The sequence below is a fragment of the Streptomyces sp. NPDC001889 genome (assembly GCF_053594535.1).
The window spans coordinates 210,663-227,722 of sequence record NZ_JBSFER010000004.1 but is presented as its reverse complement, the minus strand read 5'-3'; the positions used below and the strand labels follow the sequence as shown (position 1 = coordinate 227,722).

The following is a 17,060-nucleotide window of genomic DNA, read 5'->3' as shown; positions in this document are numbered from 1 at the left end:
CCATGAAAGCCCACGACGCGCTGTACATCGGCGGACGGTGGCGGCCCGCCGCCACCGCGGACACCATCGCGGTGGTGAACCCCGCCGACGAGCGGGTCATCGCCCATGTCCCGGCCGGTACCGCCGAGGACATCGACACCGCCGTCCGCGCCGCCCGCCGGGCCCTGCCCGGCTGGGCCGCCACCCCGCCCGGCGCCCGCGCGGCCCGGATCGCCGCGCTCCGGGACGCCCTCGCGGCCCGGACCGAGGAGATCGCCGCCACCGTCACCGCCGAACTCGGCGCCCCGCCCGCCCTCGCCCGCCCGGTGCACGTCGGACTCCCGGTCGCGGTCGCCGGCTCCTACGCCGAACTGGCCGCGACCCACCTCTTCGAGGAGACCATCGGCAACTCCACCGTCCTGCTGGAACCGGTCGGAGTGGTCGGCGCGATCACCCCGTGGAACTATCCGCTGCACCAGATCGTCGCCAAGGCCGCCCCCGCGCTCGCCGCGGGCTGCACCGTCGTCGTGAAACCGGCCGAGGACACCCCGCTCACCGCCCAGCGGTTCGCCGAGGCCGTCCACGACGCGGGGATTCCCCCGGGCGTGGTCAATGTGGTGACCGGGCTCGGCGAGGTCGCCGGGGCCGCCCTCGCCGCGCACGAGGACGTCGATCTGATCTCCTTCACCGGCTCCACGGAGGTCGGGCGGCGGATCGGCGCGATCGCCGGCGGCGCCGTCAAGAGGGTCGCGCTGGAGCTGGGCGGCAAGTCCGCCAATGTCATCCTGCCGGGCGCGGATCTCACCCGGGCGGTCACCGCCGGTATCGCCCAGGTGATGCTGAACTCCGGCCAGACGTGCAGCGCCTGGAGCCGGATGCTGGTCCACCGCGACCAGTACGAGGAGGCGGTGGCCCTCGCGGCCGGCGCGGTCTCCGCGTACGTCCCCGGGGAGCGGATCGGGCCCCTGGTCAGCGACCGCCAGCGGCAGCGGGTGCGCGGCCACATCGAGAAGGGCGTCGCCGAGGGCGCCCGGCTGGTCGCGGGCGGCCCCACCCCGCCGCTCGCCGCCGGCTACTACGTCAGCCCCACCGTCTTCGCCGATGTGACCCCGGGGATGACGATCGCCCAGGAGGAGATCTTCGGCCCGGTGGTGGCGCTGCTGCGGTACGAGGACGAGGAGGACGCCCTCCGGATCGCCAACGGCACCGTCTACGGCCTGGGCGGCGCGGTCTGGGCCGCCGACGACGCGCGGGCCGTCGCCTTCGCCCGCCGGATGGACACCGGTCAGGTCGACATCAACGGCGGACGGTTCAACCCGCTCGCGCCGTTCGGCGGCTACAAGCAGTCGGGGGTCGGCCGGGAGCTGGGGGCGCACGGGCTGGCGGAGTACCTCCAGACCAAGTCGCTCCAGCTCTGACGCCGAAAGGCGCGGGGGCCGGTCCCGTCAGGGGCCGGTTCCCGGCGCGGGGTGGGCGGCGGCCGGCTCGGCCGCGGCCGCCGGGGTCCGGGCCCGCGAGCGCGAGACCGCCACCCCCGCGAGACAGAGCGCGCCGCCCGCCAGGGTCAGCGGCCCCGGCACCTCGTCCAGCACCAGCCACGACATCAGCACCACCAGCGCCGGGACCGCGTAGGTGGTCGCGCCCATCCGCCCGGCCGTCGTACGGGCCAGGGCGTACGCCCAGGTGGTCACCGCCAGCGCGGTCGGGAACACCCCCAGATAGACCATGTTCAGGGTGGCGGACAGCGGCGCCCGCCCGGCCTCGCCGATCAGCTGTCCGGTGAACGGCAGACAGACCGCCGTTCCGGCGAGCGCGCCGAAGGCGGTCACCTGGAGCGCGCTCGCGTGGGCCAGCGCGGGCTTCTGCGCCACCACCCCGCCCGCGTACCCCACCGCCGCCAGCAGACAGAGCACCACGCCGAGCGGGGACGCCCCGCCCGCCCCGGACATCGAGAGCCCCACGGTCACCGCGCCCGCGAACGACACCGCCATCCCGGCGAGCAGCCGCGGTGGCAGCGCCTCGCCGAGCAGCCGGGCCCCGAGCAGCGCGATCAGCACCGGGCCGATGTTCACGATCATCGCGGCGGTCCCCGCGTCCACCTCCTGCTCGCCCCAGTTGAGCACCACCATGTAGACGCCGAACCAGAGCACCCCCGAGACCGCGATCCCCGGCCACGCGGCGCGCGGCGGCAGCCCCTCCCGCCGGATCAGCAGCACACAGCCGAGCACCAGCGAAGCGGCGAGCAGCCGTCCGAGCGCGAGGGCGCCGGGCGAGTACGACTCGCCGGCGCTGCGGATCGAGACGAACGCGGAGGCCCAGAGGACCACGGTGACAGCGGCGGCGGCCACGGTGGGCCAGGGCGCCCGGGCGGGGGAGGGGATGGGTTCTGGCATGCCCCTGACGTTAGGCCGTCTCCCGTGGATCTTGCCGGGTGCCCCGGGCCCGTGCCGGGGCCGTGCGCGCCACGCCCCGCGCGCAGTCCTAAGCGCTTGCTCACCCCGAGGTATGGTGGTCCCTTCACTGACAAGAGAGGCACGCCATGACTGCGGCCGATGGAACCACCGGCGAGAGCGCGCCGTGGGGTGAGGTCGCCCCCGAGGCGGCGCGGAAGCTGCTGGTCGCCGCCGTCGAGGCCTTCGCCGAGCGGGGCTACCACGCGACCACGACCCGGGACATCGCCGGCCGCGCGGGCATGAGCCCCGCCGCGCTGTACATCCACTACAAGACCAAGGAGGAGCTGCTCCACCGCATCAGCGGAATCGGGCACGCCCGGGCCCTGGAGGTCCTCACGGCCGCCTCCGAGCGCGGCACCACCCCCGGTGAGCGGCTCGCCGAGGCCGTCAGCTCCTTCGTCCGCTGGCACGCCGGGCGCCACAACACCGCCCGTGTGGTGCAGTACGAACTCGACGCCCTCTCCGCCGAGCACCGCGCCGAGATCGTGGAGCTGCGCCGCCGCAGCAGCGCGGTGGTCCGCGAGATCCTGCTCGACGGTGTGGCGAGCGGTGAGTTCGACGTCCCCGATGTCCCCGGGACCACCCTCGCCGTGCTCTCGCTCTGCATCGACGTGGCGCGCTGGTTCAACGTCAACGGCCACCGCACGCCCGAGGAGGTCGGCGCGCTCTACGCGGACCTGGTGCTGCGCATGGTCAGCGGCCCTCCGCCGCGACCGGGCGCCCAGCGGTAGCCGCCGCTCAGAAGTAGTAGCGGGACACCGAGTCGGCGACGCACACCGGCTTCTCGCCGCCCTCGCGCTCGACCGTCACCAGCGCCGTCACCTGGACGCCGCCCCCCGCGTCCACCGCGCTCCGCAGCTCCGCCGTCGCCCGCAGCCGCGATCCCACCGGGACGGGCGCGGGGAACCGGACCTTGTCGGTCCCGTAGTTGAGCCCCATGCGCATCCCCTCGACCCGCAGCACCTGCGGCACCAGCGCGGGCAGCAGCGAGAGGGTGAGATAGCCGTGGGCGATGGTCGTCCCGAAGGGGCCGGCCGCCGCGCGCTCCGGGTCCACATGAATCCACTGGTGGTCGCCGGTCGCCTCGGCGAAGAGGTCGATCCGCCGCTGGTCGATCTCCAGCCAGTCGCTGTACCCCAGCCGCTCGCCGACCCCGGCGCGCAGCTCGTCGGCGGAGGTGAAGATCCTCGGCTCGGCCATCTCGGGACTCCCGCCTCTCGGTGATCCGGCTACCTGAGCGCTTGCTCAGCATGGTGGGACGCGAGTGTTCTGTCAACGGAGACCCACTAGGGTGGGAGGGGTGTCTCAGTTTCCCGAGAAGACTCAAGAGCTCACGGTCGGTCAGTTGTCGGCGCGCAGCGGCGCGGCCGTCTCCGCGCTTCACTTCTACGAGGCCAAAGGGCTGATCTCCAGCCGCAGGACCAGCGGCAACCAGCGCCGCTACACCAGGGACACGCTCCGCCGGGTGGCCTTCGTCCGCGCGGCCCAGCGGGTCGGCATCCCGCTCGCCACCATCCGGGAGGCGCTCGCGGAACTGCCCGAGGAGCGCACTCCCGACCGCGACGACTGGGCCCGGCTCTCCCACACCTGGCGCAAGGAACTGGACGAGCGGATCAAACAGCTCGGCCGGCTGCGGGACCATCTCACCGACTGCATCGGCTGCGGCTGTCTCTCGCTGGAGACCTGTGTGCTGTCCAACCCGGAGGACGAGTTCGGGCGGCGGATGGCCGGTTCACGGCTGATGCCGGTCCGGTACGAGGAGACCCGCTGAGGAGGCCGCCGGGGTGGGATCGTCCGGGGGCGCGGGCCCGCACCCCCGTGACGGGCCCACCCTCCGGCCCGTCGGGGCCGCCGGCACACCGGCGCCGGCGCATCGGCTCCGCACCCGGCTGCCGCCCCTCACTCTCCGGGCCGCGAATCCGGTGGAACCACGTATTTTCCATCTGGTAGGAGAACGGCGCCCGCCCTCGGGCGCACGGCGGCGGTCCGTGTCCGGCGGAGCCCGCCACCGCCCGCCCTCAGGCGACCGACGCGAGCTGCCGGCGTCCCGCCTCCTTGGCCGCCACCACGGCCCCGGACGTCAGAACGGGCCGCGGCACCACAATGCCGCAGCCCGTGCAGACCGTCCCGCTTCCCGGCTCGTTCGCCAGATCCTGCCGCCACACCATCCGGGTGGCGGCGCAGACCGGACAGGACTCTCCGGGTTCGTTCTCCAGCGCGGCGATCAGCCGCCGCAGCACCTCGTCCAGCGGGGCCGACGGATGACAGCGCGGGCTGTCGCAGCGCGCCACCCCGTACCCGCCCCAGGTCCGCCGGTGCCAGTCGTCGATGGACGCCGGGCGGCGCAGTCCGTCGTGCTTCTCGCGCTTGCGGCGGTCCGCGAAGCTCTCCTCGTACGCGAGCCACACGGCCCGCGCCTCTTCCAGTTCCTCCAGCGCGGCCACCAGCCGCGCCGGATCGGGCGCCCGGTCCTCGGGCTCGATGCCGTGCCGCACACACAGATGATCCCAGGTCGCCCGGTGCCCATAAGGGGCGAATCGTTCAAGGCACTTGCGCAGCGAGTAACGGCGCAGTGCCAGATCGCACCGCCCGTCGCGCACCTGTCTCGCAAGACTCCGGAAACCGGCCATTCGCAACTCCACCTCCGTCGCTCGTACATCGGCGTTGGTGTTGTGACGTACGAGTTCCCCATCCGGCTCCATCGAAAATCCGATGGACCCCATCAAGGAAATGTCGGCCTCCGCTTCCAGGGGAGGCGGCACTCCGCACCTCTCGGTGACGGCCACCCGACGCCGTCTCCCGCTCCTGCCCCGAAGAACGGCGGACATGACCCCCCGTACCGGAAATCGACCAAATCCGGTCGGCGGGGTTCCGGTCAGCCGCCCCTTCGGCCCGGCGCGGACCGGCCGCCCGCGCGCCCCGGCGCGGTCAGCCGCCCATCCGGCCCGCCAGCACGATCAGCCGTGCCAGCTCCCGGTGGCAGATGTCGCTGTGCGCACCGGCCGGCGCCCCGCCGCGCCGTACCACCGACGCCGTGTCCACGCTCACACACCCCGAGCGCGGAACCCCCCGGGCCAGCGCCTCCTCCAGCGTCAGACGCACCGAGGGCGGGCGGACCGCCTGGAGGCCGCTGTGCCCGACCGCCCACCAGCGCCGGTCGGGCCAGACGGGGTGGCGGTCGTCCCCGGCGAGCCGGGACGCCAGGGGGTAGTCCTCGCCGAGCGCGCTGTCGTACCGCGAGTGACAGGCCACCACCGGCCCGTCCACCCGCTGCTCCATGGCCCGCAGCGCACCGGAGTGCTGTGCCGCGTGCGGCAGGCTCGGCGCGAACGCGTAGTGCGAGAAGGCCCCCTGGAGCAGGGTCACCGACTTCACCGTCCGTACCCCGTCGGGCAGTCCGCGCAGGGCGAAGGCGACCAGCCGCGCGCCCTGGCTGTGGCCCACGAGGTGCACCCGTATCCCGGGGCGGCCGCGGGCGAGCTGCCCCAGCAGCGGCCCCAGCCCCAGCTCACCGACGGCGCCGGCCCGGCGCTTCATGGCGTAGTACGTGGTCTGCCGGAGCAGCTCCTTGGCGCCGCGCCACACCCGCTCGGCCCCGCCCGTCCCGGCCGCCGGCGCCCGTCCGGTCCGCTCCAGCGCGAGGGCGAACATCCGGCAGAGATCCAGGGTGTCCTCGTACAGCAGAGCCGGCGGGCCCTGCTCCTCCTGCGGGAGGTCGTCCGTGAAACAGCTCTCCAGACCGCCCGCCGGGGCCTCGGAGAGCAGCCGGGCCAGCCGGCCGAACTCCGTGAACGCGGCCCGGGACTCCGGCCGCTCCCGCAGCAGCGCGGCGAGGCGCGCGACCGTGGCCTCGTGCCCCGGGAAGAGCGCGGTGAGCGCGGACCGGGTGGCGCCGTCCAGCCCCCCGTCCGGGCCGGTGTCCCATCCCCGGTCCGCGCCCGCGCCCGGGTCCGCCGCCGGGTCCGTCGCCGTCCCCGGCACCGGCTCGTCGGCGAACCGCATCGACGGCCACACGATCCCCGCGTACCCCAGCCGCACCCCCGCCGCCAGCAGCCCGGGGAAGGGGGCGAAGAAGGCGGAGTGGAGCACGGCGGCCGTGGCGGGGGAGTTGTTCCGGCCATGCGCGAAGAGCACCAGATCGGTGGCTTCCAGCCGCATCAGCCGATCGCGGCCCGCTTCCCCGATGTCGCCGTCCCGGCTGAAGACAATGTCCTGATACGGCTGCACGCTCATGTCCGGCATGACGGCCCCTCCCCGTTACATCCGCTTCTGTCAGAAGCATGCGGCGGAGGGGGAGGGACCGCCATACCCGGGTCGCGTGCGGTTCACCACGCGCGTGCCCGAGGGCCTCCCGCCGGATTCCGGTACGGTCCCCGCGCGTCACAGCAGTTCGGCGGCGGTGACCCGGTGGAGATGGATGAGGACGTCATAGGCGGTGCGGAGCCGGATGCGGGAGGTGGGAGCGGGCCAGGCGTTGCCGATGTCGAACGTCGGCCGGGCCGCATTCAGCCACGCCCCGGCGGCGCCCGGCGCGGTGCGCAGATCCAGGAACCAGTCCCCGGGCGCCACCCGCCGCAGGGTGTCCTCGTTGCTGCCGGGCTCCGGCGGCCCCACCGAGAACTCCCGGAACGGCTCGCCCGGCGCCTCCAGGTCACGGGCGTTGAACGAGCCCTGGCCGAAGGTGAAGCCGGCGCTCACATAGGAGTCCCCGACCATCTCCCGGAGAAAGGCGCCCTGGAGCTTCGGATACCGCTCGGGCTCGGTCGTCTCGTACCCCACATGGCCGTTGTGGGCGGAGACCATCACCTTCTCCCCGGTCCACCGCTGCCACCACACCGTGTTCTCGGCCATGATCCGGTCGCGGTAGAGCATCATCCGCCCGACCCCGGCCGGGTCGAAGTAGTCGAAGGTGTACTGGGTCCCCACCTGGGCGATGGCGCGGGCGTGCTGGAGCATCCACCGGTGCCGCTCCCGGTCCGGCCCCGGCCGCTGCCGCTCCAGCAGCGCGAGGACCTGCTGGACCTCCGCCGCCATGGCCCGGCGCTCCGCGAGCGGCCGGGTGATGTTCCGCGTCATGGTCTCGTCCGCCGGAGCGGTCGGCCGCGAGGCCCGGTAGAGGCTCAGCACCTGCGGGAGCAGCTTCGGGTACCGCTCGGCGACATAGCCGGTGACCAGGTCGAACAGCTCGGGCCCGGCCCAGGCGGCATCGTTGCCCATGAACCGCGCCGGGCGCCGGGGACGGCGCAGGTTGTACCGGCGCATCCACTGGATCAGCTCCAGGTACTCACGGGTGTTCCAGAGCCGGTACGAGCCCTGGAACTCCTCCCGCATGATCTGCCGGACATCGCCCGTGCCGTGCAGGACGTACGCGTTCAGCCGCACCCCCGAACTCCACGGAGCCTCCAGGGGGAAGGTGGTGAAGCCCCGGTGCTCCACCAGATGGCGGAAGATCCTGGCCTTGGCGCGGAAGAACTCGCGCGAGCTGTGGGTGGCCTCGCCCACGCCGACGATCGTGGCGTCCCCGATCATCCGCTCCAGCGGGCGCAGTCCGGAGAGCGGCCGGGCCGCGCGGGCCAGGGCGGGAACCGGGTCACCGGCGGGGCGGACGGGCGGCCGGCCCGCCGGAGCGGCGGCGGCCGGGCCCGCCACCCCCGCTGTCAGGGAGCCGAGCGCGGTCGCCAGCAGCAGGGAGCGCCGGCGGGGGCGGGGGCGGGGGGACACCGGAGGATTCGTGGAGTGCATGGACCCAGGCTGTCGTTCCGGGGGAGAGCGGACCATCCGGCTGCCCGCCCTCCCCGTGGTGGAGCGGACCCCACCCCGTGCCCTCGGGCTGTCAGTACCGCAGATACCGCTTCCGCACGGCCCGGAAGGCGGCCAGCTCCGTCCGCCACGCGCCCGCCACCTCGTCCGTACCGGCCCCCGCGTCGATCATGGTGCGGACCTTCGCGGAGCCGGTGAGCTTGTCGATCCAGTGGTCCGGGCGCCAGGCGAAGCCGCTCCAGGACCGCCGGGCGGTCACCAGCAGCCCGATGCCGGTGCGCACCGGATCGAAGGAGTCCCGGTCGTGGACGTGGAGTTGCACCCCGCCGGCCGTCCTCCCCTGGAACTTGGAGAACGTGGGTGTGAAGTACGCCTCGCGGAACCGCACCCCGGGCAGCTCCAGCGCGTTCGCCGCCTCGGCCCAGCGCCGGTCCACCCCCTCCGCGCCCAGCAGTTCGAAGGGCCGGGTGGTGCCCCGCCCCTCGGAGAGGTTGGTGCCCTCGAAGAGACAGGTGCCCGCGTAGACGAGAGCGGTCTCGGGGGTGGGCATGTTGGGGCTCGGAGGCACCCACGGCAGCCCGGTGTCGTCGAAGAAGTCCGACCGCCGCCACCCCGACATCCGTACGGTCGTCAGCTCCACCGGCCGCTCCCCGAGGAACTCACCGTTGAAGAGCCGCGCCAGCTCCGCCACGGTCATGCCGTGGGCCTGGGCGATCGGCTCCCGGCCCACGAAGGTGGCGAAGGCCGGTTCGAGGACCGGTCCGAGGGCGGCCCGCCCGGTCACCGGATTCGGCCGGTCGAGCACGACGAATCGTTTCCCCGCGAGAACGGCGGCCTTCATGCAGTCGTACAGCGTCCAGATGTAGGTGTAGAACCGGGCCCCGGCGTCCTGGATGTCGAAGACGACCGTGTCCACCCCCGACGCGGTGAAGACATCGGCGAGCGGCCGGCCGCTCTTCAGATAGGTGTCGTACACCGGCAGCCCGGTCGCCGGGTCGTCGTACCGCCCCTCCGAGCCGCCCGCCTGGGCCGTCCCCCGGAAGCCGTGCTCGGGGCCGAAGACCGCGATCAGATCCACCCGTTCGTCGGCGTGCATCACATCGACCACATGGCGGGCGTCGGCGGTGATCCCGGTCGGATTGGTGACCACTCCGACCCGCTGCCCGGACAGCGCGGCGTAACCGCTGTCGGCGAGCCGTTCGAAGCCGGTGCGCACCCGCCGGCCGTGCCGCTCCCCGGCCGCCGCGCCCGGTGCCGCGCTCGCGGCCAGTGCCCCGGCCGCACCGGTGGCGGCCAGCAGTCCCCGTCTGGACAGGCTCATCGGGCTCCCTCCGTACCGCAACTGTCTGTCATGGCCACGCACGCTAGCGCGCCCGGAGCCCCCGGGGAACGATCCCGACGGCACGTCCGCCCTCTTCCGTACGACATACCGACTGGTTAGTGTGCCCCGGGGGGTCGGTCGCGGAGAGGCGGAGGACAATGGATTCGGTACGGGGCGCGGGTGTGGTGGTCACCGGGGCGGGCGGCGGCATCGGTGCCGCGCTGGCCCGCCGGTTCGCGGCGGCGGGGGCCAGAGTGGTGGTCAACGACCTGGACCCGGAGCGGGCGGCGGCGGTCGCCGCCGGGATCGGGGCGAGCGCCGTCCCCGGCGACGCCTCCGGGATCGTCCCGGCCGCCCGCGAGGCCCTCGGCGGCAGGGTGGACATCTACTGCGCCAACGCCGGACTCGCCTCGCCCGGCGACGCCTTCGCCGGTGAGGAGATCTGGTCGGCGGCCTGGGACGTGAACGTCATGGCCCATGTCCGCGCGGTCCGCGCCCTGCTGCCCGACTGGCTGGAGCGCGGCGGCGGCCGGTTCGTCTCCACCGTCTCCGCCGCCGGACTCCTCACCATGGTGGGCGCCGCCCCCTACAGCGTCACCAAGCACGGCGCGTACGCCTTCGCCGAGTGGCTCTCCCTCACCTACCGCCACCGCGGGCTGAAGGTGCACGCCATCTGTCCGCAGGGTGTGCGCACGGAGATGCTCACCGCGGCCGGATCGGCGGGCGAGCTGGTGCTCGCCCCCACCGCGATCGAGCCGGAGGCTGTCGCGGACGCCCTCTTCGACGGCATCGCCGCGGACCGCTTCCTCGTCCTGCCGCACCCCGAGGTCGCCGGGTTCTACCGCAACCGTGCCGCCGAGCCCGAGGAGTGGCTCACCAGGATGAACGGGCTTCAGCGGAAATGGGAGGACATCTGCGGCTGAGGGCCTCCGGCACCCCGGACGGAACCCGGTCCTGGCCGGATCGCCCGGCCCGCCGAATGGGAAGATCCTCGGGCGGGAGCGGTGTTCCCCGAAGAGATCGTGTATCGGTATCCCAGTGAGAGGTTGGTGGCGGCCCATGGCCAGGACGACGGACGGAGAGGACGGCCCCGTCCCGCAGCGGCTGCTGGCCGCCGCCACCCGGCTCTTCGCCGAGCACGGCTACGACCGCACCTCCGTCCAGGAGATCGTCGAGGCCGCCGGTGTCACCAAGGGCGCCCTCTACCACTACTTCGGCTCCAAGGAGGATCTCCTCCAGGAGGTCTACGCGCGGATGCTGAGGCTCCAGCAGGAGCGGCTCGACGCCTTCGCCGACGCCGACGAGCCGGTGGAGCGCCGGCTGCGGTCCGCCGCCGCGGACGTGGTGGTCACGACCATCGACAACCTCGACGACGCGGCGATCTTCTTCCGCTCGATGCACCACCTCAGCCCCGAGAAGCACAAGCGGGTACGGGCGGAGCGGCGGCGCTACCACGAGCGGTTCCGGGCGCTGGTGGAGGAGGGCCAGGAGGGCGGGGTGTTCTCCTCGGCGACCCCCGCCGACCTGGTGGTGGACTACCACTTCGGCTCGGTCCACCACCTCTCCACGTGGTACCGCCCGAACGGCCCGCTGAGCAAGCAGCAGGTGGCCGACCATCTGGCGGATCTGCTGCTGCGGGCCCTGCGCCCCTGACCGCGCCCGGTCCGGGGCCGCCCGCTCCGTCCGGCTACCGGTGGCGGGCCAGTTCCCGGCGGGCCAGTGAGCGCTGGTGCACCTCGTCCGGGCCGTCCGCCAGCCGCAGTGTCCTGGCCGCCGCCCACAGCTCCGCCAGCGGCGTGTCCTGGCTCACCCCGGCGGCCCCGTGCACCTGCACCGCCCGGTCCAGGATCTCCACCACCGCCCTCGGTGTCGCGATCTTGATCGCCTGGATCTCGGTGTGCGCGCCCCGGTTGCCGGCGGTGTCCATCAGCCAGGCCGTCTTGAGGACCAGCAGCCGCAACTGCTCCACCGTCACCCGCGCGTCGGCGATCCAGTTCCGCACCACCCCCTGATCGGCGAGGGGCTTCCCGAAGGCGGTACGGGACGACGCCCGGCGGCACATCAGCTCGATCGCCCGCTCGGCCATCCCGATCAGCCGCATGCAGTGGTGGATACGGCCGGGGCCCAGCCGCGCCTGCGCGATGGCGAACCCGCCGCCCTCCTCGCCGATCAGCTGGGAGACCGGCACCCGCACCCGGTCGAAGACGATCTCCGCATGGCCGCCGTGCGCGTGGTCCTCGTATCCGTACACCCGCATCGCCCGGCGCACCTCCACGCCGGGAGCGTCGCGCGGCACCAGCACCATCGACTGCCGGCGGCGCGGGTCGGCTCCGTCCGGGGCGGTCTCGCCCATCACGATCAGGACCCGGCAGCCGGGGTTCATCGCGCCGGAGACATACCACTTGCGGCCGGTGATGACATAGTCGTCGCCGTCCCGCTCGATCCGGGTCCGGATGTTGGTCGCGTCCGACGAGGCCACCTCCGGCTCCGTCATCGCGAACGCCGACCGGATCTCGCCCGCCAGCAGCGGCTGGAGCCACCGCTTCCGCTGCCGCTCGTCGCCGAACTGCGCCAGCACCTCCATGTTCCCGGTGTCGGGGGCCGCGCAGTTGGTGGCGGTGGGGGCGAGGTGTGGGCTGCGGCCGGTGATCTCGGCGAGCGGGGCGTACTGGAGATTGGTGAGCCCGGCCCCGTGCTCCCCGTCCGGGAGGAAGAGATTCCACAGCCCCCGCCGGCGCGCCTCCGCCTTCAGCTCGCCGACGACCGCCGGGGTCTCCCAGGGGGAGGCCAGCCGCTCCCGCTGCTCCGCGGCGGTCTCCTCGGCCGGGTGCACCCGCTCCGCCATGAAGGCGAGCAGCCGCTCCCGCAGTTCCTCGGTGCGCGCGTCGAATGCGAAGTCCATGGAGGTGATCAGCCTTCCTTGAGGGTGGTGAGGCCGTGCTCGATGAAGTGGGGGACCACCGCGCCGATGCGGTCGAAGCCGTCGCCGACGGTCTGCCCGAGGGTCCAGCGGTAGTGGATGCCCTCCAGGATCACGGCGAGCTTGAACCAGGCGAACGCCGTGTACCAGGGGACGGCCGAGACGTCGCGCCCGGAGAGCCGGGCGTACCGCTCGATCAGCTCGGCCGCCGGGGGGTGGCCGGGGGCGCCGGCGGTGGTGCCGACCGGGGAGCCGGGGAGGTCGAGCGGTGTGCTGTACATCGTCAGCAGCCCCAGATCGGTGAGCGGGTCGCCGAGGGTGGACATCTCCCAGTCCAGTACGGCGGTGATCCGGTCGTCGGTGCCGATCAGCGCGTTGTCGAGGCGGTAGTCGCCGTGCACGACGGCGGGCGCGGGGGAGGAGGGGAGCGCCCGGGCGAGCCCGGTGCGCAGCTCCTCGATCCCGGGGAGTCCGCGGTTGCGGGAGGCCTCCAGCTGCTTGCCCCAGCGGCGCAGTTGCCGGTCGAGGAAGCCCTCGGGGCGGCCGAAGCCGCCGAGCCCGACGGCCCCTGGGTCCACGGCGTGCAGCTCGACCAGGGTGTCGAGCAGCCCGAGCACGGCCGCCCGGGTGCGCTCGGGGCCGAGCGGGGCGAGCTGTTCCGCGGTGCGGTAGGGGGTGCCCTCCACGTACTCCATGACGTAGAAGGGCGCGCCGAGCACCGACGCGTCCTCGCAGAGCAGTACGGTCCCCGGCACCGGCACCGGGGTGGCGCGCAGGGCGCTGATGACGCGGTGCTCGCGCTTCATGTCGTGGGCGGTGGCGAGGACATGGCCGAGGGGCGGGCGGCGCACCACCCAGCGGGTGGTGCCGTCGGTGACGGAGTACGTGAGGTTGGACCGCCCGCCCTGGACGAGCCGGGCGCGCAGGGGCCCGCGCGCGAGGCCGGGGTGGTGGAGGTCGAGGTGGTGGCGCAGCCGCGTGGGGTTGAGGCCTGGGGTGGGGCTCTGGCTCATCGGGTACCTCCGGGAGGGGGGACGCAGCGGCCCGCTCATGATGACCGACTGGTCGGTATGCCGTCCACCCCACCGCTCCCCCTGCCCGAGGCGCCCTCCTCCGCGCCCGGCCCCCCGAGCCCTCCCGGCCCGCCTCCGCACTCGGGACAGCCCGACCCCTCCCAGCCCGCCCCCGCACATGACGGATGCCCGCACAACTCCAGCCCGTCTGGGGGCACCTCCCAGAGGCAGCTCTGGGGGAGTTCGAGGACGGACCCCCGGGCCACCGGGACCCGTACCGCGCGGGCCCGCTTCAGAGAACCACCACCACCGCGAACATCGCCAACCCCACCGTGCACCCCACAGCCCCCCAAGCCCCCCCGTACGACAGCGCCCCCGGCGCCACCCCCACCCCCACTCCCAACCCTCTGATCCTCCGGTGCGCCAGCCCCAGAAACCCCAGCCACACCAGCACACTCATCCCCACCGCCACCGTCCCCATCCCACCGGTCCCCCCGCTCACCGCCTGGCGCCCCGCCAGCACCGCCACCACCGTGAAGGCCAGCGTCGTGCGGCGCCAGGCCAGGCGGGTGCGTTCCGGCTGGAGCCCGGGGTCGCGGGCCGGCGGCCCGTCCCCGCTCACGGGCCGCCCTCCCACCCGAAGAGCACGACCACCACCATCGCCACCGCCACCGCGGCGATCACCAGGCTCAGCAGGGCCGGGAAGCGCGACGCCGGCAGGTCCTCGCCCCGCCGCATCGCCCGCTCGCACCGCACCCAGTGGTTGACCGCCCGCAGGGCGCAGAGCACCCCCGCGCCCAGCAGCCCCAGCGCCAGCCCCGCCCGTACCCCCCACCGCAGATCCGGCAGGAACTGGTCCACCGCGAACCCCCCGGCGATGAGCGCCAGCGCGGTGCGCAGCCAGGCCAGGAAGGTCCGTTCGTTGGCGAGCGAGAAGCGGTAGTCCGGGGTCTCGCCCTCCGCCCGCACCCGCCCGGGCGCGAACCACAGTCGCAGGCTGCGCAGGAAGTCGCTCACCCTTCGCACCCTACCCGTGCAGGTCATCGCATGATCAGCCCAGGTCTCGCCGCTCCCGCCGCTCCCCCCGCTCGCGGCGCTCCACCAGCAGCCGGTACGCCGCCATCCCGTCCGGCACCCACTCCCAGGCGCCGAGCCGCTCCGCCAGCTCCTCCTCCGTGAGGAAGGTGTGCCAGGCGACCTCCTCCGGCTGGGGATTCACCGGAAGCGCGCAGCGGACCTCGTACACCGCCGACCACCAGCTCCCGAAGCCCCCGCCCCCCTGCTCCCCGCCGTCCTCGTACAGAAAGGTGAACAGCGGCACGGGCCCCGGCAGCCCCCGCACCCCCAGCTCCTCCTCCGCCTCCCGCAGCGCCGCCGCGTCATAGCTCTCGCCCGCGCCCACCACCCCGCCCACGAACATGTCGTACCGCGAGGGGAAGGTGAGCTTCCCCGCCGTCCGGCGGTGCACGAAGATCCGGTCGTCCGCGTCCCTGGCCAGGATGAACACACAGCGGTGCCGCAGCCCGCGCGCGTAGACCTCGCCCCGGCGGGCCTGTCCCACCACCCGGTCGGACTCGTCGACGACATCGAGTATTTCGTCCGCGGCGCTCATGGAGTCATCCAACACCGTTGACGGGTTACCGGCCCGTACGGAAGATCGGACCGACCGGGGAGACCGCGGAGACGACCCCCGCCGGACAAGGATGGCAACCATGGCGTACGACGCTGATGTGATCGTGATCGGGGCGGGTCTCGCGGGGCTGGTCGCCACGGCGGAGCTGGTGGCCGCGGGGCGCCGGGTCGTTCTGCTCGACCAGGAGCCCGAGCAGTCCATCGGCGGTCAGGCCCACTGGTCCTTCGGCGGCCTCTTCCTGGTGGACTCGCCCGAGCAGCGCCGGCTGCGCGTCCGGGACAGCCGGGAACTGGCCCTCCAGGACTGGCTGGGCACCGCCGGCTTCGACCGCGAGGAGGACCACTGGCCGCGCCGCTGGGCCCAGGCGTACGTCGACTTCGCGGCCGGCGAGAAACGCTCCTGGCTGCACTCCCGGGGCGTGCGGTTCTTCCCCGTCGTCGGCTGGGCCGAACGCGGCGGCTACGGGGCGACCGGCCACGGCAACTCCGTACCCCGCTTCCACATCACCTGGGGCACGGGCCCCGGCCTCGTCGCCCCCTTCGAGCGCCGGGTCCGCGAGGGCGTCGCCCGGGGCCTGGTCCAGCTCCGGTTCCGCCACCGGGTCACCGCGCTCGGCACCCACGGGGGCGCCGTCGACACCGTCAGCGGCGAGGTGCTCGAACCGTCCGCCGCCGGGCGCGGCACCCCCAGCGGCCGGGAGGTGGCCGGCGCCTTCGAGCTGCGCGCCCAGGCCGTGATCATCACCTCCGGGGGCATCGGCGGCAACCACGACCTCGTGCGCGCCCAGTGGCCGCCGCGCCTGGGCACCCCGCCCGAGCGGATGCTCTCCGGAGTGCCCGCCCATGTGGACGGGCTGATGCTCGGCATCGCGGAGCGCGCGGGCGCCAGCCACATCAACCGCGACCGGATGTGGCACTACACCGAGGGCGTCGGGAACTGGAACCCCGTCTGGGACCGGCACGGCATCCGCATCCTCCCCGGCCCCTCCTCGCTCTGGCTCGACGCCCACGGCAAGCGGCTCCCCGTACCCCTCTTCCCCGGCTTCGACACCCTGGGCACCCTCGAACACATCCTGGGCACCGGGTACGACCACACCTGGTTCGTGCTGAACCAGCGGATCATCGGCAAGGAGTTCGCGCTCTCGGGCTCCGAGCAGAACCCCGATCTCACCGGCCGATCGGTCCGCGGGGTGCTCGGGCGGGCCCGCGCCGACGTGCCGGGCCCGGTGCGGGCGTTCATGGACCACGGCGCGGACTTCGTCGTCGAGCGCGACCTCACCGCCCTGGTGCGCGGGATGAACGCGCTCACCGACGAGCCGCTGATCGAGGAGGCCGAACTGCGCCGCGAGATCACCGCCCGGGACCGGGAGATCCGCAACCCCTTCACCAAGGACCTCCAGATCACCGCCATCCGGGGCGCGCGCGGCTATCTGGGCGACCGGCTCATCCGCACCGCCGCCCCGCACCGGCTCCTGGACCCGGCGGCCGGTCCGCTGATCGCCGTACGGCTGAGCATCCTCACCCGCAAATCGCTCGGCGGGCTGGAGACCGACCTCTCCTCGCGGGTGCTCGACATCGACGGCGAGCCGCTCCAGGGGCTGTACGCGGCGGGGGAGGCGGCCGGGTTCGGCGGCGGCGGGGTGCACGGCTACCGCTCCCTGGAGGGCACCTTCCTCGGCGGCTGTCTCTTCTCGGGCCGGGCGGCCGGCCGCGCGGCGGCGAAGGCCCTCTGAGCCGTACGCCCGCCCGAGCCGCCCACGCGCCGAGCCGCCCACGCGCTGAGCCGCCCACGCGCTGAGCCGCCCACGCGCTGAGCCGCCCACGCGCTGAGCCGCCCACGCGCTGAGCCGCCCGGCCGCCCGCGCCGTCCGCCGGTTCGCGCCGGAGCCGTCCGCGCCCGTCCGCCGCCCCGCGTCCGGACGCGCGAAGGGCCGGCCGGGGCTCATCCGAGCCCCGGCCGGCCCTTCGGCGGTCCTCCGCAG

At 74.0% G+C, this 17,060-nt stretch carries 17 protein-coding genes; 6 read left to right on the top strand and 11 right to left on the bottom strand.

Features of this window, described 5'->3' with window-relative positions:
* Window positions 1–2: 2 nt before the first annotated feature.
* A complete protein-coding gene (locus ACWCRA_RS06270; RefSeq protein WP_351551833.1) occupies window positions 3–1,397 on the top strand; it encodes an aldehyde dehydrogenase family protein in 1,395 nt (464 codons plus the stop codon).
* Between the two features lie 27 nt (window positions 1,398–1,424).
* Here ACWCRA_RS06270 and ACWCRA_RS06265 read toward each other — a convergent pair whose 3' ends face one another.
* Entirely contained in the window at window positions 1,425–2,372 is a 948-nt protein-coding gene (locus tag ACWCRA_RS06265; protein WP_351551831.1) for a DMT family transporter, read from the bottom strand.
* Between the two features lie 146 nt (window positions 2,373–2,518).
* On the opposite strand from ACWCRA_RS06265, the gene ACWCRA_RS06260 reads away from it, so the two are divergent.
* Window positions 2,519–3,163 carry a TetR/AcrR family transcriptional regulator gene (locus ACWCRA_RS06260; protein ID WP_351551828.1) on the top strand — a complete coding sequence of 215 codons (645 nt, stop codon included), beginning with the start codon at window positions 2,519–2,521 and terminating at the stop codon, window positions 3,161–3,163.
* Between the two features lie 7 nt (window positions 3,164–3,170).
* On the opposite strand, the gene ACWCRA_RS06255 is transcribed toward ACWCRA_RS06260, so the two are convergent.
* Window positions 3,171–3,632, bottom strand: a complete 462-nt coding sequence (locus tag ACWCRA_RS06255) for a MaoC family dehydratase (protein ID WP_351551825.1) — start codon at window positions 3,630–3,632, stop codon at window positions 3,171–3,173.
* Window positions 3,633–3,732: 100 nt separating this feature from the next.
* Here ACWCRA_RS06255 and soxR point away from each other — a divergent pair, with 100 nt between their 5' ends.
* Complete coding sequence (gene soxR, locus ACWCRA_RS06250; protein WP_351551823.1) at window positions 3,733–4,203, top strand: redox-sensitive transcriptional activator SoxR; 471 nt, start codon at window positions 3,733–3,735, stop codon at window positions 4,201–4,203.
* A gap of 247 nt (window positions 4,204–4,450) precedes the next feature.
* Here soxR and ACWCRA_RS06245 read toward each other — a convergent pair whose 3' ends face one another.
* The 4 genes from ACWCRA_RS06245 to ACWCRA_RS06230 form a co-directional block, all read right to left on the bottom strand.
* Complete coding sequence (locus ACWCRA_RS06245; RefSeq protein ID WP_351551986.1) at window positions 4,451–5,062, bottom strand: hypothetical protein; 612 nt, start codon at window positions 5,060–5,062, stop codon at window positions 4,451–4,453.
* Between the two features lie 298 nt (window positions 5,063–5,360).
* The gene (locus tag ACWCRA_RS06240) at window positions 5,361–6,674 is read right to left on the bottom strand and encodes a serine-threonine protein kinase (RefSeq protein ID WP_451066935.1); all 1,314 of its coding nucleotides are present in this window, start codon (window positions 6,672–6,674) and stop codon (window positions 5,361–5,363) included.
* Window positions 6,675–6,812: 138 nt separating this feature from the next.
* Window positions 6,813–8,174, bottom strand: coding sequence for an erythromycin esterase family protein (locus ACWCRA_RS06235; protein ID WP_451066934.1), 1,362 nt, complete (start codon window positions 8,172–8,174; stop codon window positions 6,813–6,815).
* Window positions 8,175–8,265: 91 nt separating this feature from the next.
* Window positions 8,266–9,513, bottom strand: a complete 1,248-nt coding sequence (locus tag ACWCRA_RS06230) for an exo-beta-N-acetylmuramidase NamZ family protein (RefSeq protein WP_451066933.1) — start codon at window positions 9,511–9,513, stop codon at window positions 8,266–8,268.
* 158 nt (window positions 9,514–9,671) lie between these two features.
* On the opposite strand from ACWCRA_RS06230, the gene ACWCRA_RS06225 reads away from it, so the two are divergent.
* Together ACWCRA_RS06225 and ACWCRA_RS06220 are read left to right on the top strand one after the other, a co-directional pair.
* The gene (locus ACWCRA_RS06225) at window positions 9,672–10,436 is read left to right on the top strand and encodes an SDR family oxidoreductase (RefSeq protein WP_351551817.1); all 765 of its coding nucleotides are present in this window, start codon (window positions 9,672–9,674) and stop codon (window positions 10,434–10,436) included.
* A gap of 136 nt (window positions 10,437–10,572) precedes the next feature.
* On the top strand, window positions 10,573–11,166 hold the full coding sequence (locus ACWCRA_RS06220; protein ID WP_351551814.1) for a TetR/AcrR family transcriptional regulator: 594 nt from the start codon (window positions 10,573–10,575) through the stop codon (window positions 11,164–11,166).
* 34 nt (window positions 11,167–11,200) lie between these two features.
* On the opposite strand, the gene ACWCRA_RS06215 is transcribed toward ACWCRA_RS06220, so the two are convergent.
* The 5 genes from ACWCRA_RS06215 to ACWCRA_RS06195 form a co-directional block, all read right to left on the bottom strand.
* Window positions 11,201–12,415, bottom strand: a complete 1,215-nt coding sequence (locus ACWCRA_RS06215; protein WP_351551811.1) for an acyl-CoA dehydrogenase family protein — start codon at window positions 12,413–12,415, stop codon at window positions 11,201–11,203.
* Window positions 12,416–12,423: 8 nt separating this feature from the next.
* Complete coding sequence (locus tag ACWCRA_RS06210; RefSeq protein WP_451066932.1) at window positions 12,424–13,446, bottom strand: phosphotransferase family protein; 1,023 nt, start codon at window positions 13,444–13,446, stop codon at window positions 12,424–12,426.
* A gap of 292 nt (window positions 13,447–13,738) precedes the next feature.
* Window positions 13,739–14,068, bottom strand: coding sequence for a DUF202 domain-containing protein (locus ACWCRA_RS06205; RefSeq protein WP_351551805.1), 330 nt, complete (start codon window positions 14,066–14,068; stop codon window positions 13,739–13,741).
* Window positions 14,065–14,490, bottom strand: a complete 426-nt coding sequence (locus ACWCRA_RS06200) for a YidH family protein (RefSeq protein ID WP_451066931.1) — start codon at window positions 14,488–14,490, stop codon at window positions 14,065–14,067. Before ACWCRA_RS06200 ends, ACWCRA_RS06205 begins: the two co-directional genes overlap by 4 nt.
* Before the next feature lie 7 nt (window positions 14,491–14,497).
* Window positions 14,498–15,058 carry an NUDIX domain-containing protein gene (locus ACWCRA_RS06195; protein ID WP_351551800.1) on the bottom strand — a complete coding sequence of 187 codons (561 nt, stop codon included), beginning with the start codon at window positions 15,056–15,058 and terminating at the stop codon, window positions 14,498–14,500.
* A gap of 100 nt (window positions 15,059–15,158) precedes the next feature.
* Here ACWCRA_RS06195 and ACWCRA_RS06190 point away from each other — a divergent pair, with 100 nt between their 5' ends.
* Window positions 15,159–16,811 carry an FAD-binding dehydrogenase gene (locus tag ACWCRA_RS06190; protein ID WP_451066930.1) on the top strand — a complete coding sequence of 551 codons (1,653 nt, stop codon included), beginning with the start codon at window positions 15,159–15,161 and terminating at the stop codon, window positions 16,809–16,811.
* Window positions 16,812–17,060 lie beyond the last annotated feature (249 nt).